The sequence below is a fragment of the Sandaracinobacter sp. T42 genome (assembly GCF_059115405.1).
This window is the reverse complement of sequence record NZ_CM181101.1, coordinates 959,369-974,605: the sequence shown is the minus strand read 5'-3', so window position 1 is coordinate 974,605 and position 15,237 is coordinate 959,369. Positions and strand designations below refer to the sequence as shown.

At 67.7% G+C, this 15,237-nt stretch carries 18 protein-coding genes; 3 read left to right on the top strand and 15 right to left on the bottom strand.

Going from position 1 to position 15,237, the window contains the following annotated elements; translation table 11 throughout:
* Positions 1-2: 2 nt before the first annotated feature.
* The 14 genes from tolB to ACW9TV_RS04590 all read right to left on the bottom strand — a co-directional run bounded on the left by tolB (position 3) and on the right by ACW9TV_RS04590 (position 11,840).
* Complete coding sequence (gene tolB, locus ACW9TV_RS04655) at positions 3-1,319, bottom strand: Tol-Pal system beta propeller repeat protein TolB (RefSeq protein ID WP_494304686.1); 1,317 nt, start codon at positions 1,317-1,319, stop codon at positions 3-5.
* Positions 1,316-2,131, bottom strand: coding sequence for a cell envelope integrity protein TolA (gene tolA, locus ACW9TV_RS04650; RefSeq protein ID WP_494304685.1), 816 nt, complete (start codon positions 2,129-2,131; stop codon positions 1,316-1,318). The genes tolB and tolA overlap by 4 nt, the downstream gene beginning before the upstream one ends.
* Entirely contained in the window at positions 2,128-2,523 is a 396-nt protein-coding gene (locus ACW9TV_RS04645; RefSeq protein ID WP_494304684.1) for an ExbD/TolR family protein, read from the bottom strand. The genes tolA and ACW9TV_RS04645 overlap by 4 nt, the downstream gene beginning before the upstream one ends.
* Positions 2,524-2,596: 73 nt before the next feature.
* Entirely contained in the window at positions 2,597-3,274 is a 678-nt protein-coding gene (gene tolQ, locus ACW9TV_RS04640; RefSeq protein ID WP_494305033.1) for a protein TolQ, read from the bottom strand.
* 88 nt (positions 3,275-3,362) lie between these two features.
* Complete coding sequence (locus ACW9TV_RS04635) at positions 3,363-3,848, bottom strand: YbgC/FadM family acyl-CoA thioesterase (RefSeq protein ID WP_494304683.1); 486 nt, start codon at positions 3,846-3,848, stop codon at positions 3,363-3,365.
* 3 nt (positions 3,849-3,851) lie between these two features.
* On the bottom strand, positions 3,852-4,241 hold the full coding sequence (gene rplS, locus ACW9TV_RS04630; RefSeq protein WP_494304682.1) for a 50S ribosomal protein L19: 390 nt from the start codon (positions 4,239-4,241) through the stop codon (positions 3,852-3,854).
* 92 nt (positions 4,242-4,333) lie between these two features.
* The gene (gene trmD / locus ACW9TV_RS04625; RefSeq protein ID WP_494304681.1) at positions 4,334-5,038 is read right to left on the bottom strand and encodes a tRNA (guanosine(37)-N1)-methyltransferase TrmD; all 705 of its coding nucleotides are present in this window, start codon (positions 5,036-5,038) and stop codon (positions 4,334-4,336) included.
* On the bottom strand, positions 5,035-5,505 hold the full coding sequence (gene rimM, locus ACW9TV_RS04620; protein ID WP_494305032.1) for a ribosome maturation factor RimM: 471 nt from the start codon (positions 5,503-5,505) through the stop codon (positions 5,035-5,037). The genes trmD and rimM overlap by 4 nt, the downstream gene beginning before the upstream one ends.
* A 29-nt stretch (positions 5,506-5,534) precedes the next feature.
* Entirely contained in the window at positions 5,535-5,972 is a 438-nt protein-coding gene (gene rpsP, locus ACW9TV_RS04615; protein ID WP_494304680.1) for a 30S ribosomal protein S16, read from the bottom strand.
* A 41-nt stretch (positions 5,973-6,013) separates the two neighbouring features.
* Entirely contained in the window at positions 6,014-7,453 is a 1,440-nt protein-coding gene (gene ffh / locus ACW9TV_RS04610; protein ID WP_494304679.1) for a signal recognition particle protein, read from the bottom strand.
* Positions 7,454-7,779: 326 nt separating this feature from the next.
* Entirely contained in the window at positions 7,780-8,484 is a 705-nt protein-coding gene (locus tag ACW9TV_RS04605) for a PEPxxWA-CTERM sorting domain-containing protein (RefSeq protein ID WP_494304678.1), read from the bottom strand.
* A 171-nt stretch (positions 8,485-8,655) separates the two neighbouring features.
* Positions 8,656-9,975: an adenylosuccinate lyase gene (gene purB / locus ACW9TV_RS04600; protein WP_494304677.1), complete on the bottom strand. Its 1,320-nt coding sequence runs from the start codon at positions 9,973-9,975 to the stop codon at positions 8,656-8,658.
* A 21-nt stretch (positions 9,976-9,996) separates the two neighbouring features.
* The gene (locus ACW9TV_RS04595) at positions 9,997-11,655 is read right to left on the bottom strand and encodes an alkaline phosphatase D family protein (RefSeq protein ID WP_494304676.1); all 1,659 of its coding nucleotides are present in this window, start codon (positions 11,653-11,655) and stop codon (positions 9,997-9,999) included.
* 23 nt (positions 11,656-11,678) lie between these two features.
* Positions 11,679-11,840 (bottom strand): hypothetical protein, encoded by a 162-nt coding sequence (locus ACW9TV_RS04590; RefSeq protein ID WP_494305108.1) that lies wholly within the window; start codon positions 11,838-11,840, stop codon positions 11,679-11,681.
* Between ACW9TV_RS04590 and ACW9TV_RS04585 the strand changes: the two genes are divergently transcribed.
* The 3 genes from ACW9TV_RS04585 to ACW9TV_RS04575 all read left to right on the top strand — a co-directional run bounded on the left by ACW9TV_RS04585 (position 11,779) and on the right by ACW9TV_RS04575 (position 13,882).
* On the top strand, positions 11,779-11,916 hold the full coding sequence (locus tag ACW9TV_RS04585; RefSeq protein WP_494305031.1) for a DUF2256 domain-containing protein: 138 nt from the start codon (positions 11,779-11,781) through the stop codon (positions 11,914-11,916). The genes ACW9TV_RS04590 and ACW9TV_RS04585 overlap by 62 nt on opposite strands.
* Positions 11,901-12,677 carry a class II aldolase/adducin family protein gene (locus ACW9TV_RS04580; RefSeq protein ID WP_494304675.1) on the top strand — a complete coding sequence of 259 codons (777 nt, stop codon included), beginning with the start codon at positions 11,901-11,903 and terminating at the stop codon, positions 12,675-12,677. The genes ACW9TV_RS04585 and ACW9TV_RS04580 overlap by 16 nt, the downstream gene beginning before the upstream one ends.
* Before the next feature lie 215 nt (positions 12,678-12,892).
* Positions 12,893-13,882 (top strand): TerC family protein, encoded by a 990-nt coding sequence (locus ACW9TV_RS04575; protein ID WP_494304674.1) that lies wholly within the window; start codon positions 12,893-12,895, stop codon positions 13,880-13,882.
* 158 nt (positions 13,883-14,040) lie between these two features.
* Here ACW9TV_RS04575 and ACW9TV_RS04570 read toward each other — a convergent pair whose 3' ends face one another.
* Entirely contained in the window at positions 14,041-14,901 is an 861-nt protein-coding gene (locus ACW9TV_RS04570) for a helix-turn-helix domain-containing protein (RefSeq protein WP_494304673.1), read from the bottom strand.
* Positions 14,902-15,237: the final 336 nt, after the last annotated feature.

Genomic DNA, 15,237 nt, shown 5'->3' with positions numbered 1-15,237 from the left:
CATCATTTCAGCAGCGGGCCCCAGGCGGGGTCGCTCGCTTCCAGGGGGGTCGGGATTCGCCGGTCGTTGCGGCCGGTCAGGTCGATGGACCGCAGGCTCGACCGCCCGTTGCGCTCGGTCCGGCTGAACAGGATTACCCGCCCATTGGGGGCCCAGCTGGGGCTTTCATCCTGCCAGCTGTCGGTCAGCAGACGCTCACCCGTGCCATCCGGACGGATCACCGCGATCCGGAACTTGCCCCCCTGCATCCGGGTAAAGGCAATGAGGTCGCCGCGCGGGCTCCACACCGGCGAACCGGCGCGCCCTTCGCCAAAGCTGATCCGTTGCGCACCGGATCCGTCTGCGTTCATCACATACAGCTGCTGCGATCCGCCCCGGTCGCTCTCGAACACGATCCTGCGGCCGTCGGGCGAAAAGCTGGGCGAGGTGTCGATGGAACTGCCGCTCGTCAGCCGCCGCGTCGTCCGGCTGGCGATGTCATAGGCATGGATGTCGGCATTTCCGGCCTTGGTCACGCTGAACACCAGGGTTCGCCCGTCGGGCGAAAAGCGCCCGGCGAAACTCATGCTGTCGAACTCGCCGACCGCCTGCTGCTGGCCGGTTCCCATGTTGTAGATCCACACGCGCGGCCGGTCGTTGGCGAAGCTCATGTAGCTCAGCGTCTCGTTCACCGGGGAAAAGCGCGGCATCAGCACCAGCGATTGCCCGCTGGTCAGGAAGCGGTGGTTCGCCCCGTCCTGATCCATCACCGCCAGCCGCTTCACCCGCTTCGTGCGCGGGCCGCTTTCGGCGACATAGACGATGCGGCTGTCGAAATAGCCGCTCTCCCCCGTCAGCCGCGAATAGACGAGATCGGAACATTTGTGCGCGGCCCGCCGCCAGCCGGCCGGCGTCACGGTAAAGCCCTGCGCCACCAGCCGCTCTTCGGAAAACACGTCATACAGCTGGCAGCCGATGGTCAGCGTGCCATTGGCATTCGCCGTCACGAACCCCGTCACCAGCGCCTGTGCGGCGGCCGTGCGGAAGGCCGCGAACTGCGGCGCCTCCACCTCGGCCATGCCGGGCACGGGAAAGGCGGCCGCGTCGATCGGCCGGAACAGCCCCGTGCCGGAAAGATTGTTGCCGATGATCGTCGCCACCTGACGGCCAAGTTCGGCCGTGGTCCCGGCCGGCGTCCCCACGCTGGCCCCGGTGGGGAAGTCGGGCACGGCGACAGGCATGGGCGCGGCGACGCCGCTGGTGATGTCGATCCGCAACTGCGCCGCGGCGGGCACGGCCAGCGAAAGGCTGCACAGGAACAGGGCCAGTCTTGCAATCATGTCATCAGCCTCGGGTCGAAATTGAGCTCGAACTCACGCCAGTAGGAATAAAGATCCGCCGGCAGGTCCAGCGGGGCGCAGCGCAGCACGGCGCGCCTCGCCGTTTCCACGAAGGCGCGGGCATAGGCCTGGTTGCCCGCCGTCGCGCCGGTCTGGCTGACGAATTCCGGCGGCGCGGCCACTGTGCCGTCCCGGTTCAGCCGGATGCGCAGCACGGCGGTCATCTCGGCCACATCGGCCCCGCCGATGGGCGGGTTCCAGCAGGGCGCAATCTGGGCCCGGATCGCCTGTTCCAGCGTCGCCGCCTGAATGGCGGACAGGCGCGATTGCTTCGGCAGGGCGTCCTCGATCGTCTTCGCGAAATCGCTCGCCTCGCGCGGCTTCGCGGCATTGGGCTTGCTCTTGTCCACCAGTTGCGCGGATTGCCCGGCCTTGTCCTTCACGGGCGCCTTCACGGGCGGCTGCTTCTTCGGCTGCGCAGCCGCCACGGCCTCCGCGATCGCATCCTGCGCGGCGGTGTCGTCGGGGGCCTTCACCGGCTTCGGCGCGGGCGGGGCCGGCACCTCCGGCGCGGGCGGCGCCTCGGGCATCGCTTCGGGCGCGGCCAGCGGCTCGGCTTCGCGCGGGGCCGCATCCATCGAAGGCTTCGGCGGGGTCGTCACCTGCGCCATGTCGGAAATGTCCACGAACTCAACCGGGGTCACATCCGGTTCGGCCGTCATCTGCAGGCTCTGCGCGAGGCCCAGGGAAAGCGCCCCCAGCAGGGCGATATGCAGCAGCGCCGCAATCAGAAGGGCCCGCCCCTCCGTCATCCGGCGTCGGCTTCCGACGCGCGCGGCTGGTTCACCAGCGCCACCCTGGTAAAGCCCGATCCCGTCACGTCCGCCAGCAACGCCGCCACCTGCCCATAGGGCAGCGCCGCGTCGGCGCGGATCACCACCCGCGCCTCCGCGCCGCGCGCATCCAGCAACGCCGCCAGCCGCGCCGCAAACGCCGCGTCACGCAACTGCTCGTCCCCGATGAAGCGCTGCCCGCGCCCGTCGATGGTGATGGAAATCGGCTGATTGTCGCTCGGCAGCGCCTTCGCCGCCGTCTTCGGCAGGTCCACCGCCACCCCGGTCACCAGCAGCGGCGCCGCCACCATGAAGATGATCAGCAACACCAGCATCACATCCACCATGGGCGTCACATTGATGTCCGCCATCGGCTGCCGGCGCCGGCCTCTGCGACCCCCGCTGACACCCATGCCCATCAGTTCGATCCTGCCGGGGCCGCCATCAATGCACCCCGTCCAGCTCGCGCGACATCAGCGCGTGAAAGGCGCTGGAAAAGCCCTGCAGCCGGTCTTCCAGCCGGGTGATGCGGTGCAGCAGCCGATTGTAACCGATCACCGCCGGAATCGCCGCGAACAGGCCGATGGCGGTCGCGAACAGCGCCTCCGCGATCCCCGGCGCCACCACGGCCAGGCTGGTGTTCTGGGTCGCCCCGATGGCGATGAAGGCGCGCATGATGCCCCACACCGTGCCGAACAGCCCCACGAAGGGCGCAACGGACCCGATGGTCGCCAGCACGCTCAGCCGGTCGGAAAGGTCGGAAACGCTGCGATCGATGGAAGCCGCCATCACCGTGTGAAGCCGGGCGCGCACACCCTCCCGGTCCACGTTCGCGCGGCCCTCCACGCTCGCCTGCCACTCGTCCATGCCGGCCCGGAACAGGTCGGCGGTCGGATGGGTGCCCTTGCTCGCCTGCAGCTCGTCCAGCGTCTTGGCCTTCCAGAAGCGCTCCTCGAACGCCTCGGCCTCGCCGTCGATCTGCCGCAGCCGCCGTGATCGTTCGAAGATGATCGCCCAGGACCAGATCGAGGCCAGCAACAGCCCGATCATCACCACCTTCACAACGATGTCGGCCTGCAGGAACAGCGCCCACGGAGACATGGTCTCCGCCGTCTTCACCATCAGCTGGTCCAAATCACTCTCCGGCTGGGGCGTTTCGTCTCACCCCGGAAATAGGTCACAGGGCTTTACGGGAAATGAACGGCCCGGCTCAAGGGTGCGCGGGCAACAGCCGGGCAAAAGCGGCGATCCATGCGGCGGGCTGCCGCCGGGGGTGGCCGGCAGGCGTCAGGAAACCGGCGCGCACCTGCGCGTCCACCAGCAGGTCGACGCCGCGGAAGATGCGCTGTTCCATGCGCACGCTCGCCCCGCCCAGCGCCAGGCAGCGCGTTTCGATCAGCAGATCATCGTCCAGCTTCGCCGGGCGCAGATATTTCAGCTGAAGATCGGCCACGGCATAGACGCCCTCGCCGCTCTCGAACGCCGCGCGCTGGTCGATGCCCAGCACACGCAGCAGGTCACTCCGCGCCCGCTCCATGTAGCGCAGGTAATTGGCATGATAGACGATGCCGGAAAGGTCGGTGTCCTCGAAATAGACGCGCACCGGAAACCGGTGCACGCCATCCTCGATAATACCGGAAACCGGCGCAAGCCGACCGGCGCCGGAAACCGGCGCGGAGGCCGCGCCGGCTGCCATGTCTTACGCGCCCGCCTTGTCCGCCACCGGGCGCGCATCGCGGCGCTCGGCGATCCGGGCGGACTTGCCGCTGCGGCCACGCAGATAATAGAGCTTCGCCCGACGCACGGCGCCCCGGCGAACCACTTCGATCGTCTCGATGATCGGCGAATACAGCGGGAACACGCGCTCCACGCCTTCGCCGAAGCTGATCTTGCGAACGGTGAAGCTGGATCCCATGCCCTTGTTCGAACGCGCGATGCACACGCCTTCGAACTGCTGGACACGGGTGCGCTCGCCTTCCTTCACCTTCACGCCCACGCGCAGCGTGTCGCCGGGGCGGAACTCGGGAACGGCGCGGGCGGACTTCAGCTTTTCGATCTGTTCCGCTTCGATCTTCTGCAGCAGGTTCATTCTTCGCTCCATCGGGATACGTCCGGAGTGTCGCCTCCGTCGCCCCATGCCCTTGTTTGCGGGCCGGTTGATGTCGCCAGAGGGCGGATGCGTCAGGTTTGGCCCTTCCGGGCTTCATCCGTCAGCAGGTCAGGCCGCCATAGCCTCGTGTCCTCGATTGCCCTCAGCTTGCGCCAGGCCTCGATCTTCCCATGGTCACCCGATGTCAGAACCTCGGGTATCCCATGTCCCTCCCACACGGCGGGCCGGGTATAATGCGGATATTCAAGAAGGCCGCTTTCGAAGCTTTCCTCGACTCCGCTGGAAGCGGCGCCCATTACGCCGTCGAGCAGCCGAACGCAAGCATCCAGCAGCACCAGCGCGCCCGTCTCCCCGCCGGAAAGGATGAAATCGCCGATGGAAACCGGCTCCACCGCGCGTCCCTCGAAGATGCGCTCGTCAAACCCCTCGAACCGCCCGCACAGGATGGTCACGCCGGGTCCGGCGGCCAGGTCCCGCACGCGGCGCTGCGTCAGGCGCGGCCCGCGCGGCGTCATCGCCACCACCGGCGCACCGGGCAGCCGCGCGCGCGCGGCGTCAACCGCCCGCGCCAGCACGTCCACCCGCAGCACCATGCCCGGTCCGCCGCCCGCCGGCGTGTCGTCCACATTGCGGTGCCGCCCCTCGGCGAAATCCCGAAGCTGGATCGTCTCCAGCCCCCAGCGCCCCTCGGCCATCGCCCGCCCCGCCAGAGACTGGCCCAGCGGCCCCGGGAACATCTCCGGGTACAGGGTCACCACCTGCGCGCGCCAGCTCATGCGGCATCGATCCAGGCCCGGCTCACGCACAGCTTTTCACCGATTTCGCGCACGGCATCAGGAACCAGCGGCAGCAGCACGCGCCGGCCGCCCTCCAGGGCGATCTCCAGCACGTCGGACGCGCCATAATTCTCCACGGAAACCACCGTGCCCACCGCAGCGCCCGTCTCGTCCACCACGGGCAGATCGATCAGGTCGTGCCAGTAATATTCACCCTCGGGCAAAGCGGGCAGGCTCTCGCGCGGCACCGTCAGCACCGTGCCGCGCAGCGCTTCCGCCGCCGTGCGATCCGTCACTTCGGCAAAGCGGGCGACAGCGCCCTGCGGCCCCGGCCGCAGGCTCTGCAGGGTCAGCGTCCGCCCCCCTGCATCGAATGTCCGGTGGGCCTTCAGCCCGTCGGCGGATGCGGTGAACAGCTTCAGCCGCACCTCGCCGGCAACACCATGGGCGCCGGCCACGGCCGCCATCACGACAGGCCGGCCGGCACCCACGGGGCTCAGCCCTCGGCCGTCTCGGCGGCTTCGACGGCAGGCGCTTCGTCCGCAGCAGCCTCTTCCGCCGGCGCGGCGGCGGCAGCAGCGGCGGCTTCAGCCGCTTCCGCTTCCTTCTGCGCCTTCAACTCCAGGCGCTCCTTGGCCTTCTCGCCGGGCAGGCCCTTCTTCGGGTTGTTCTTCGCGCTGCGCTTCAGCAGGCCGGCCGCATCCAGGAACCGCTCCACACGGTCGGTCGGCTGCGCGCCAACCGAAAGCCAGTGCTTCGCACGCTCGGTGTCCAGCGTTACGCGCTCGGCCGAATCCTTGGGCAGCAGCGGGTTGTAGGTGCCCAGCTTCTCGATGAAGCGGCCATCGCGCGGGGCGCGGCTGTCGGCCACCACGATGCGGTAAACCGGGCGCTTCTTCGCGCCACCGCGCGACAGACGGATGGAAAGTGCCATGATCTTCTTCCTTGCTCTCTGACTCTTTGATGTTTCGGTGATTACTTCTTGAACTTGAATCCGCCCGGCAGCTTGGGGAACATCCCGGGCGGCAGCGCCGGCATCTCGCCGGGCGCGCCCGGCATCTGCCCGGGCATCCCGCCACCCCCGCCGAACATGCCGGCAAGGGCGCCAAGGCCGCCCATCTTCTTCAGCCGCTTCATCGCGGTTTCCATGTCGGCGTGCATCTTCAGAAGCTTGTTCACCTCCTGAACGGTCACACCGGATCCGTTGGCGATGCGGATCTTGCGCCGCGCATTCAGCAGGTCGGGCCGCGCCCGCTCCTTCGGCGTCATCGACAGGATGATCGCTTCCAGCCGCGCAAGCGACTTCTCGTTCACCTTGCCGGCGGCCATCGCCTCCTGCGCCTTGGCCATGCCGGGCAGCATCTTCGTCAGTGCGCCCAGCCCGCCCATCTTCTTCATCTGGCGGAACTGCGCCAGCATGTCCGTCATGTCGAACTTGCCCTTGGCAAGCTTCGCCGCCATCGCCTCGGCCTCGGCGACGTCCAGCGTCTCCGCCGCCCGCTCCACCAGCGAAACGACATCGCCCATCCCCAGGATACGGCCCGCAGCCCGCTCGGGGTGGAAGGCCTCCAGCGCGTCGATCTTCTCGCCGGTGCCGACGAACTTGATCGGCTTGCCGGTGATGAACCGCATGGAAAGGGCGGCGCCGCCACGCGCGTCGCCGTCCATCCGGGTCAGCACAACGCCGGTCAGCGGCACTTCACGGCCGAAATTCTCGGCGACGTTCACGGCATCCTGGCCGGTCAGCGCGTCCACCACCAGCAGCGTTTCAGCCGGCTGCGAAGCCTGCGAAACTGCCTTCATCTCGGCCATCAGCCCCTGGTCGACATGCAGCCGCCCGGCGGTATCCAGCATCAGCACGTCGAAGCCCTGCAGCTTCGCCGCCTGCAGCGCCCGCTTCGCGATATCCACCGGCTGCTGCCCGGCGATGATCGGCAGCGTCGCCACGCCCACCTGCTCGCCCAGCACCTTCAACTGGTCCTGCGCGGCCGGGCGGTTGACGTCCAGCGACGCCATCATCACCTTCTTGCCGCGCTTCTCCTTCAGCAGCCGCGCCAGCTTCGCGGTCGTCGTCGTCTTGCCTGAGCCCTGAAGCCCCACCATCATCACGACGGCCGGCGGCGCCACGTTCAGCTCGATGTCGGCATTCTCGCCGCCCAGCGTCTCCACCAGGCAGTCGTTCACGATCTTCACGACCTGCTGGCCCGGCGTCACCGACTTCAGCACGTCCGCGCCGACCGCCCGCGCCGTCGCCCGGTCGACGAAGTCCTTCACCACCGGCAGCGCGACATCGGCCTCCAGCAGCGCCACGCGCACCTCGCGCATGGCGGCCCGCACTTCCAGCTCGTTCAACGCACCGCGCCCGCGCAGCTTGTCGAACACGCCGGCAAGGCGTTCGGACAGGCTCTCGAACATCAGGCGGTCATCCTCGCCATGGGCAATCCGTCACTCCGCTTCCAGGGGGGCGCCGCTTCCGAAACCCAGCCCCAACGCAAAACGCGCCGGCGGGCGAAAATCGCTGACCGGCGTGCATCCTTGGACACTCGAAAACAGCTTTTCGGGTGCGTGTGCGTCGCGCCATGGCCCAGCCCGCCGCCAGAGTCAAGAAAAGCCACCCTCGGATGGGCGGCCAAGGCACGCGAAGCCTGCGCCGGATCGCCCAGCCGGACCCGGCCGGACACGCCCAAAGCAAAGGGGCGGAGCCTCGCGGCCCCGCCCCTTCCCCCTGTTGTTCGAAACCGTCAGGCCGCGACGGACGACAGCGTCGCCTTGCGGCGGCGCATCGCGAAGCCGACCAGGCCGAAACCGGTGATCAGCATCGCCCAGGTCGCCGGCTCGGGCACCGCAGCGCCGTTCACGAAATATGCGAAACGGAAGTCGTTGTAGTCATAGTCGTTGTAGAGGTTGCCCGGACGGTGCGGAGCGGGATCCGACCGGCCATAGATGTCCTCGAATGCCACGAAGGTGTAGCTGCCGGCGGCAACGCCGAAATCACCGCCGCCATAGGCCGCGCTGAAGATATTGTTCTTGGTGCCACCCGGGCCCGGATTCGGGTTCAGCGACGGATCCGAATAGATTTCGGTGCCGGCCACGGTCGGCGGCGCGATGTGCGTCAGCTTCCACACCAGCTCGTCGCCGGCATAGACGGCGCCGAAGTCATAGACCGAACCCCAGGTCGCATCCCAGCCCACGGCCTTCGGGTTGACGGCGGCGGCCGGAATGGCGTTGCGCTCCACGCCGTTCACCAGCAGCGTCAGCTCGGTGGAATAACCGGTGGTGATCCCGCCCAGATAGTAGAGCGTGATGTGACCGGTCGAACCAGCCGCGAAGCTGTAGGTCGTCGCATTCGGCGTGCCGATCGGGGCATAGACCGGAAGCGCGGCCGATGCCGGGGCCGCAAAGGCCGCCGCCACCGCAAGGGCAGGAATGGCAAACTTGAAGTTCATGTTTTGCTCCTCGAGACAAGAAACCCAGCCCCGGGAAACATGCAAACCCTGTGCCAAACGATAATATGAAGTGATTCAACAGATTACCCAAACGCAGAGTCGGGAATCTGTAAGGATTCTTTACACGCTTAACGCTATCCGCTGCGCCGCAGCATTCCGCGCGCGATCCGGTCAGCCCTGCGCGCCGAACACCCGCTCGAACAGATGGTCGATCTGCCGGAAATGATGGTCCAGCTGGAACAGCCCGTCCAGCTGCGCGGGCGTCAGCCTGGACGCCACCTCGGGGTCCGCGCCCAGCAGATCGCGAAGCTGCAGCGCGCCGTCCGATTCCCACACCTTCATCGCGTTGCGCTGCACGATGGCATAGGCGTCCTCCCGGCTCACCCCCGCCTGCGTCAGCGCCAGCAGCACGCCCTGCGAATGAATGAGCCCGCCCATCCGGTTCAGGTTCTTCAGCATCCGCTCCGGATAGATCAGCAGCTTGTCCACCACGCCCGTCAGCCGCGCCAGCGCGAAGTCCAGCGTGATCGTCGCATCCGGCGCGATCCCCCGCTCGACGGACGAGTGCGAGATGTCCCGCTCATGCCACAGCGCCACATTCTCCATGGCCGGCGTCACCGCAGACCGCACCAGCCGTGCCAGCCCCGTCAGATTCTCCGTCAGCACCGGGTTGCGCTTGTGCGGCATGGCAGAGCTGCCCTTCTGCCCCGGCGCGAAATATTCCTCCGCTTCCAGCACCTCGGTCCGCTGCAGGTGGCGGATCTCAACCGCCAGCCGCTCGATGGAACTGGCGATCACCCCCAGCGTCGCGAAATACATCGCATGCCGGTCGCGCGGGATCACCTGGGTGGAAATCGTCTCCACCTTCAGCCCCAGTTCGGCCGCCACATGCGCCTCCACGGCGGGGTCGATGTTGGCGAAGGTGCCGACGGCGCCCGAAATCGCGCAAGTGGCGATCTCGTCCCGCGCCGCCACCAGCCGCGCCCGGCAGCGGTCGAATTCCGCATAGGCCTGGGCCAGCTTGAAGCCGAAGGTCACCGGCTCGGCATGGATGCCATGGCTGCGGCCCATCGTCGGCGTGAACTTGTGTTCGAACGCCCGGCGCTTCAGCGCCGCCAGCAGCGCGTCCATGTCGGCCAGAAGGATGTCGGTCGCCCGCGCCAGCTGCACCGAAAGGCAGGTGTCCAGCACGTCGGAACTCGTCATCCCCTGGTGCATGAAGCGGGCTTCCTCGCCCACCTGCTCCGCCACCCAGGTCAGGAAGGCGATCACGTCATGCTTCGTCACCGCCTCGATCGCATCGATCGCCGCCACGTCGATCGACGGGTTCGTCGCCCACCAGGCCCACAGCGCGTCCGCCGCCGATTGCGGCACCACGCCCAGCTTCGCCAGCGCGGTGGTGGCATGGGCCTCGATCTCGAACCAGATGCGGAAGCGGGCTTCCGGCGTCCAGATGGAAACCATTTCGGGGCGGGAATAGCGCTGGATCATGGCCGCGCCCCTACGCCACCGTCAGCCCATCTGCAACCGCCTCTGCCCGGCGCCCACGCGCGCACGCTGCACCCGCGCCAACCGGTCGGATCGCGCCGTCACCGGCTGGGTGAAGCGCCACTCGCACAGCGCCTCCGCCGGCGTCAGCACCACCTGCATGTATCCGCGCCCGGATGTGTCGGCCCAGCGCAGCGTGGGATTGGCCGCCGTCAGGGCGCCCGCCACCTGCCCCGGCGGGGCAGAGCGCAGATAATGTTCGAACCCGGGGGACGAAACCGATTGCCCTGCGAACTCCACCCCGGCCGGCCGGCCGTCGTTCACAAGGTCGCTCGCCCAGGCATTGTGGCTGTCGCCCGCCAGCACCACCAGGTCCGCCCCGGCCTTCTGCGCCATGCCCAGCACCCGCGCCCGCGCCGCCGGATAGCCGTCCCAGCTGTCCATGTTCAGCGGCAGCCCCAGCTTGGACGCCAGTTCCGCCGCCCCCAGGAAGGCCGCCACCTCGCCGCTCGGGTTCGGCCCCGCCAGCTGAGAGGCGCCCTGCGGCATCTGGATCTTCCCCATCACCACCTGCTGCGCCAGCACCTGCCAGCGCACGCCCCGCTTCGCGGTTGCCTGCATCTGCCCGAACAGCCACTGCTCCTGCTCGGTTCCCAGCAGCTGCCGGTTGCCCGCCACCCACTGCTCGTCGCGCAGCCGCTTCAGCGCGGTCATCGTATCGGGCCCCTTGCGGATCGCCGCGCCCAAATCCAGCGGCTGGTCCCGCCCGCTCACCCGCGTCTCCAGCCGGTACAGCGTCGCCAGCCGGCCGATGTCGTAACTCGCCCACAGCGCATCCGAAACCGGCATCCAGTCCCGATAGGCCGCCTTCGCCGCCGCCACCCGCGCGGCCCAGTCGCCTTCGTCGCGCCCGTGGTTTTCCGCGCCGCCCCGCCAGGCGTCGTTGGCGATCTCGTGATCGTCCCACATCGTTACTGCGGGCACCCGCGCATGCAACGCCTGCAAGTCCGGGTCGGCCCGGTATCCGCGATAGCGCGCCCAGTAATCCTCGCGCCGGATCGTCTCGCCCGCGGGCTCGATCCCCCGCCCGGCCACGGCCTCCTTCGCACCGGGATAGGTGCCGCGCGCATATTCATAGATGTAATCGCCCAGATGGACGAACAGGTCGATATCGTCCGCCGCCACGGCATGGGCATAGGCGTTGAACCAGCCGAACGGCAGGTTGGAACAGGAAAACACCCCCATGCGGAACGCCGCCGGGCTCCCCTCCGGCAGCGTATGCGTCCGCCCGGTCACGGATTTCACCGCCTTGCCCGGCCCGATGAAGCGGTAATAATAGGTCCGGCCCGGCGCCAGCCCCTGCACCGTCACCCGCGCCGTCCAGTCCCGCCCCGGCTCCGCCAGCGCCTGGCCCATCACCCGGGCACGCGCCATGCGCGGATCGGTCGAAATCTCCAGCTCCAGCGGAACGGCCTGCCCGCCCACGCCCTCGAACCGCGTCCAGAACAGCATGGATGTCTGGGATGGCTCCCCGGATGCGACCCCGTGCGTGAACCCGCCCAGCGGGGCCACGGTCACGGCCTTGCGGCGCTGCGCCCAGGCCGCGCCCGGCATCAGCAGCCCGGCGCCCGCTGCGGCGGCCCCCGCCAGCAATGTCCGCCGATCGAAATCCCGTCCTGCCATCTCTGTCTCCTCGGCGAACGCTGCTAGCCCCGGTTCATGACCGCCGCATTGCAGCCGTCGTCCGCCCACCCCACATGCCCGCCCATGCCCAGGATGCGCAAGAAGTCCGATCTCCCCACCCGCATCTGCGCGCGCTGCGGCCGCCCCTTCAGCTGGCGGAAGAAATGGTCGCGGGACTGGGCCAATGTGCGCTACTGTTCGGATGCATGCCGGGCCGGGAAGGGGTCCGCAGAGGGAGAGAAAACGTGGCAACCCAACTGAAAACCCCGACGGACGTGCGCGCGCAGGTTTCGGCAGAGGAATGGGAGCGCCGCGTCGATCTCGCCTGCGCCTACCGGCTCGTCGCGCACTACGGCTGGGATGATCTCATCTTCACCCACCTCTCCGTCCGGGTGCCCGGGCCCGAACATCATTTCCTCATCAACCCCTACAACCTGATGTTCGATGAAATCACCGCCTCGTCGCTGGTGAAGATCGACGTTCAGGGCAACCCCGTCATGGAAACGCCCTACATGACGAACCCGGCCGGCTTCACCATCCACTCCGCCGTCCACATGGCGCGGGAGGACGCGCACGCCGTCATGCACCTCCACACCCCCATGGGCCAGGCCGTCTCCGCCCAGTCCGAGGGTCTCATGCCCCTCACGCAGACGGCGATGCTCATCCGCGACGAAGTCGCCTACCACCATTACGAGGGCGTCGCCGTCGACCTCGACGAGCGCGAACGCCTCGTCGCCGATCTCGGCACCAAGAACGCGATGATCCTCAGGAATCACGGCACGCTCGCGGTCGGCGAAACCGTCGGCGAGGCGTTCATCCGCCTCTACTTCCTCGAACGCGCCTGCGAAGCGCAGATTCACGCGCTGGCCGGTGGCACCCAGCTCGTCAACCACCCGCCGCAGGGCACCCCGGAAAAGACGAAGGAACAGGGCGCGACCGGCCTGAAGATGGTCGGCAACCTGCTCGCCTGGCCGGCGCTCCGCCGCAAGATGGACCGGCTCGACCCCAGCTACGCGACCTGACGCAGGCGTCACCCCGCGAACAGGCTAATTCGATCCCCGGCGCCCACCCCTTCGCGTCGGGGATTTTGCATGTCCCTCTTGAAACAATCCGGCCGCGGCCCTAGTTCGCCCTCAATTCCGGGCCCCTCTGGCCGCGCGGGCGCGCGCGGTGATGTCGGAAGCGCAGATGAAAATCGGCGCTGACGCGGCGCATTGCTGTTCGAAAGAGGGGATATATGGATCTGCTGGCAACGGCATGGCTGGGCACGCCACTCTGGCTCTGGCTCAGCTTCTTGGGGATCGTGGTGGCGCTGCTCGCCCTCGATCTCGGCGTCCTCCACCGCGAGGATCATGAAATCGGCGTGAAGGAAAGCCTCTGGCTCTCCGCCTTCTACATCTCGCTCGGCCTCGGCTTCGGCGGCTTCGTCTGGTGGCAGCTCGGCCAGCAGGCGGCCATCGAATATGTCACCGGCTTCGTCGTCGAAAAAAGCCTGGCGATGGACAATGTCTTCGTCATCGCAATGATCTTCGGCTATTTCGCAATCCCCCGCCTCTATCAGCACCGCGTGCTGTTCTGGGGCATCCTCGGCGTGATCCTGTTGCGCGGCATCATGATCGGCTTCGGCTCGGCGATCGTCACCCAATATGCCTGGGTGCTCTATCTCTTCGCGGCCTTTCTCATCGTCACCGGCATCCAGATGTGGCGCAACGCCGACAAGGAGTATGACGTCGCCGGCTCGCCCGTGCTGAAATGGGTGCGCGGGCACATGCGCGTCACGGAAGAACTGCACGGCAACCAGTTTTTCGTGAAGCAGCCCGATGCGGCAACCGGCCGCCTCGTCACCTGGGCAACGCCCCTGTTCCTCGCGCTTGTCATGGTGGAGTTCGTGGACCTCGTGTTCGCGATCGATTCGATCCCCGCGATCTTCGCCATCACCACGGATCCGTTCATCGTCTACACGTCGAACATCTTCGCCATCCTCGGCCTGCGCGCGCTCTATTTCGCGCTCGCCGCCATGGTGCACCGCTTCCACTATCTGAAATATGCCCTCGCGATCCTGCTGGTGTTCATCGGATCGAAGATCTTCCTCGGCGATCTGCTCGGCCTCGCCGGTGGAAAGGTGCCGCCGTCGATCAGCCTCGGCATCACCTTTGCCATCCTCGCGGCGGGCGTCGGCTTCTCACTGTGGAAAACCCGCAACGATCCGCGCGCGATCGAAGGCTAGAGTCTCAAGGCAGCGAGCCCGGCAAAGCCGGGCTCGCTGGTCCGCCAGTCAACGCGTTGCGGCTCTGGCGCCTGGCGCCGCAAGGCCGTCCGGCCGCCTGCGCCTGTGCGCCGAAGCAAGGGCCGCGGCCCGCCCGCAGGGGCCCGAAGAAGCCCGCTTCAGCTTACCAGGTTCAATTTCGGCATCGTCACCAGATTCTGCCGCTTCGCGATCGTCAGGCGCGTCAGCCAGGGGCTCTCCTTGTCGGTGAACTGGCTTGGCGTCATGCCCACGAAGGTCTTGAAGTCCCGAATGAAGTGGGACTGGTCGTAAAAGGCCCCGGCGGCCGCCTGCTCCCACCCCGCCTCGGGCGCCAGCCCCAGCCGCACGGCCGCCTGCAGCGCGCGATACTTGCGCGCCAGCATCTTGGGGCTCGCCCCATATACCTTCAGCGCCAGCCGCTCGATCTGGCGCGACGACATGCCCGTCATCTTCACCAGGTCATTCACGTCGGGGTTGATGGAGCCCGCCAGCCACTCGTCCGCCGCGCGCGTGAACCACATGGGCGGCGGCTTGGCCTGCATCGAAAGCAGCAGGAAGAAGGCATCGGCAGCCGCCACCACCTCGCGGTGGGATCGCGCCTCGCCCATGCGCTGCAGGGCCCGCCGCGCCACGGGCCCCGCCACATCCTCCAGGTCGGTCAGGCGGTCGGCGAACGCGCTCGCGCCCGCCCCAACCAGCGCCGCCCAGCCGGCAGGCAGCAGCCCCGCCCCGAAGATCTTCAGCGGGCCCAGCGCGCGGAACTGCACCGCCACATTTGTCGGCCCGCACAGGGCAGCCTGCGGCATCGGCACGCTCGGCCCGTCGCCATAGTTGAAAAAGCCCGACCCGGCATAAAGGAACCGCACCTGCGGCAGTTCCGCACGCAGCGTATCCGAAAGTGCGGGGGCATCGGCCTCGAACACATAATAGCTCGAAACCCAGGCGCGCAGCGGCGCGGCCGGGGAAAAATAGCGCAGAGAGAACTGCGGCGCCCTCACTGCCGCATTTGCCCGCCCCGGGGCAGCATCGATTGCACAGCCAGCATGCGAACACCTGCTCAGATTCGCCCTGGATAGGGCCCGCACCGGCGCTGCACCGCTTCCTCAAGTCCGACATGCTTCGCAAAGCCCGGAAAGATGAAGCCCCCGGCATGGATTAATCCCTGCCGTCGCACGCCGGTAAACAGCAGGAGTGTCCATCGAATCCGGCCGAAAAGCAACCCTCGCCACTCTGCCAGCGGAAAAGCCACTCCGGGGCCCAGGCCCCGGAGTGGAAAAGTAAGGATGGCGCCACCTCGAAGCCGCGGGACAGCGCACTGCGCAGTCCCGCCGGGT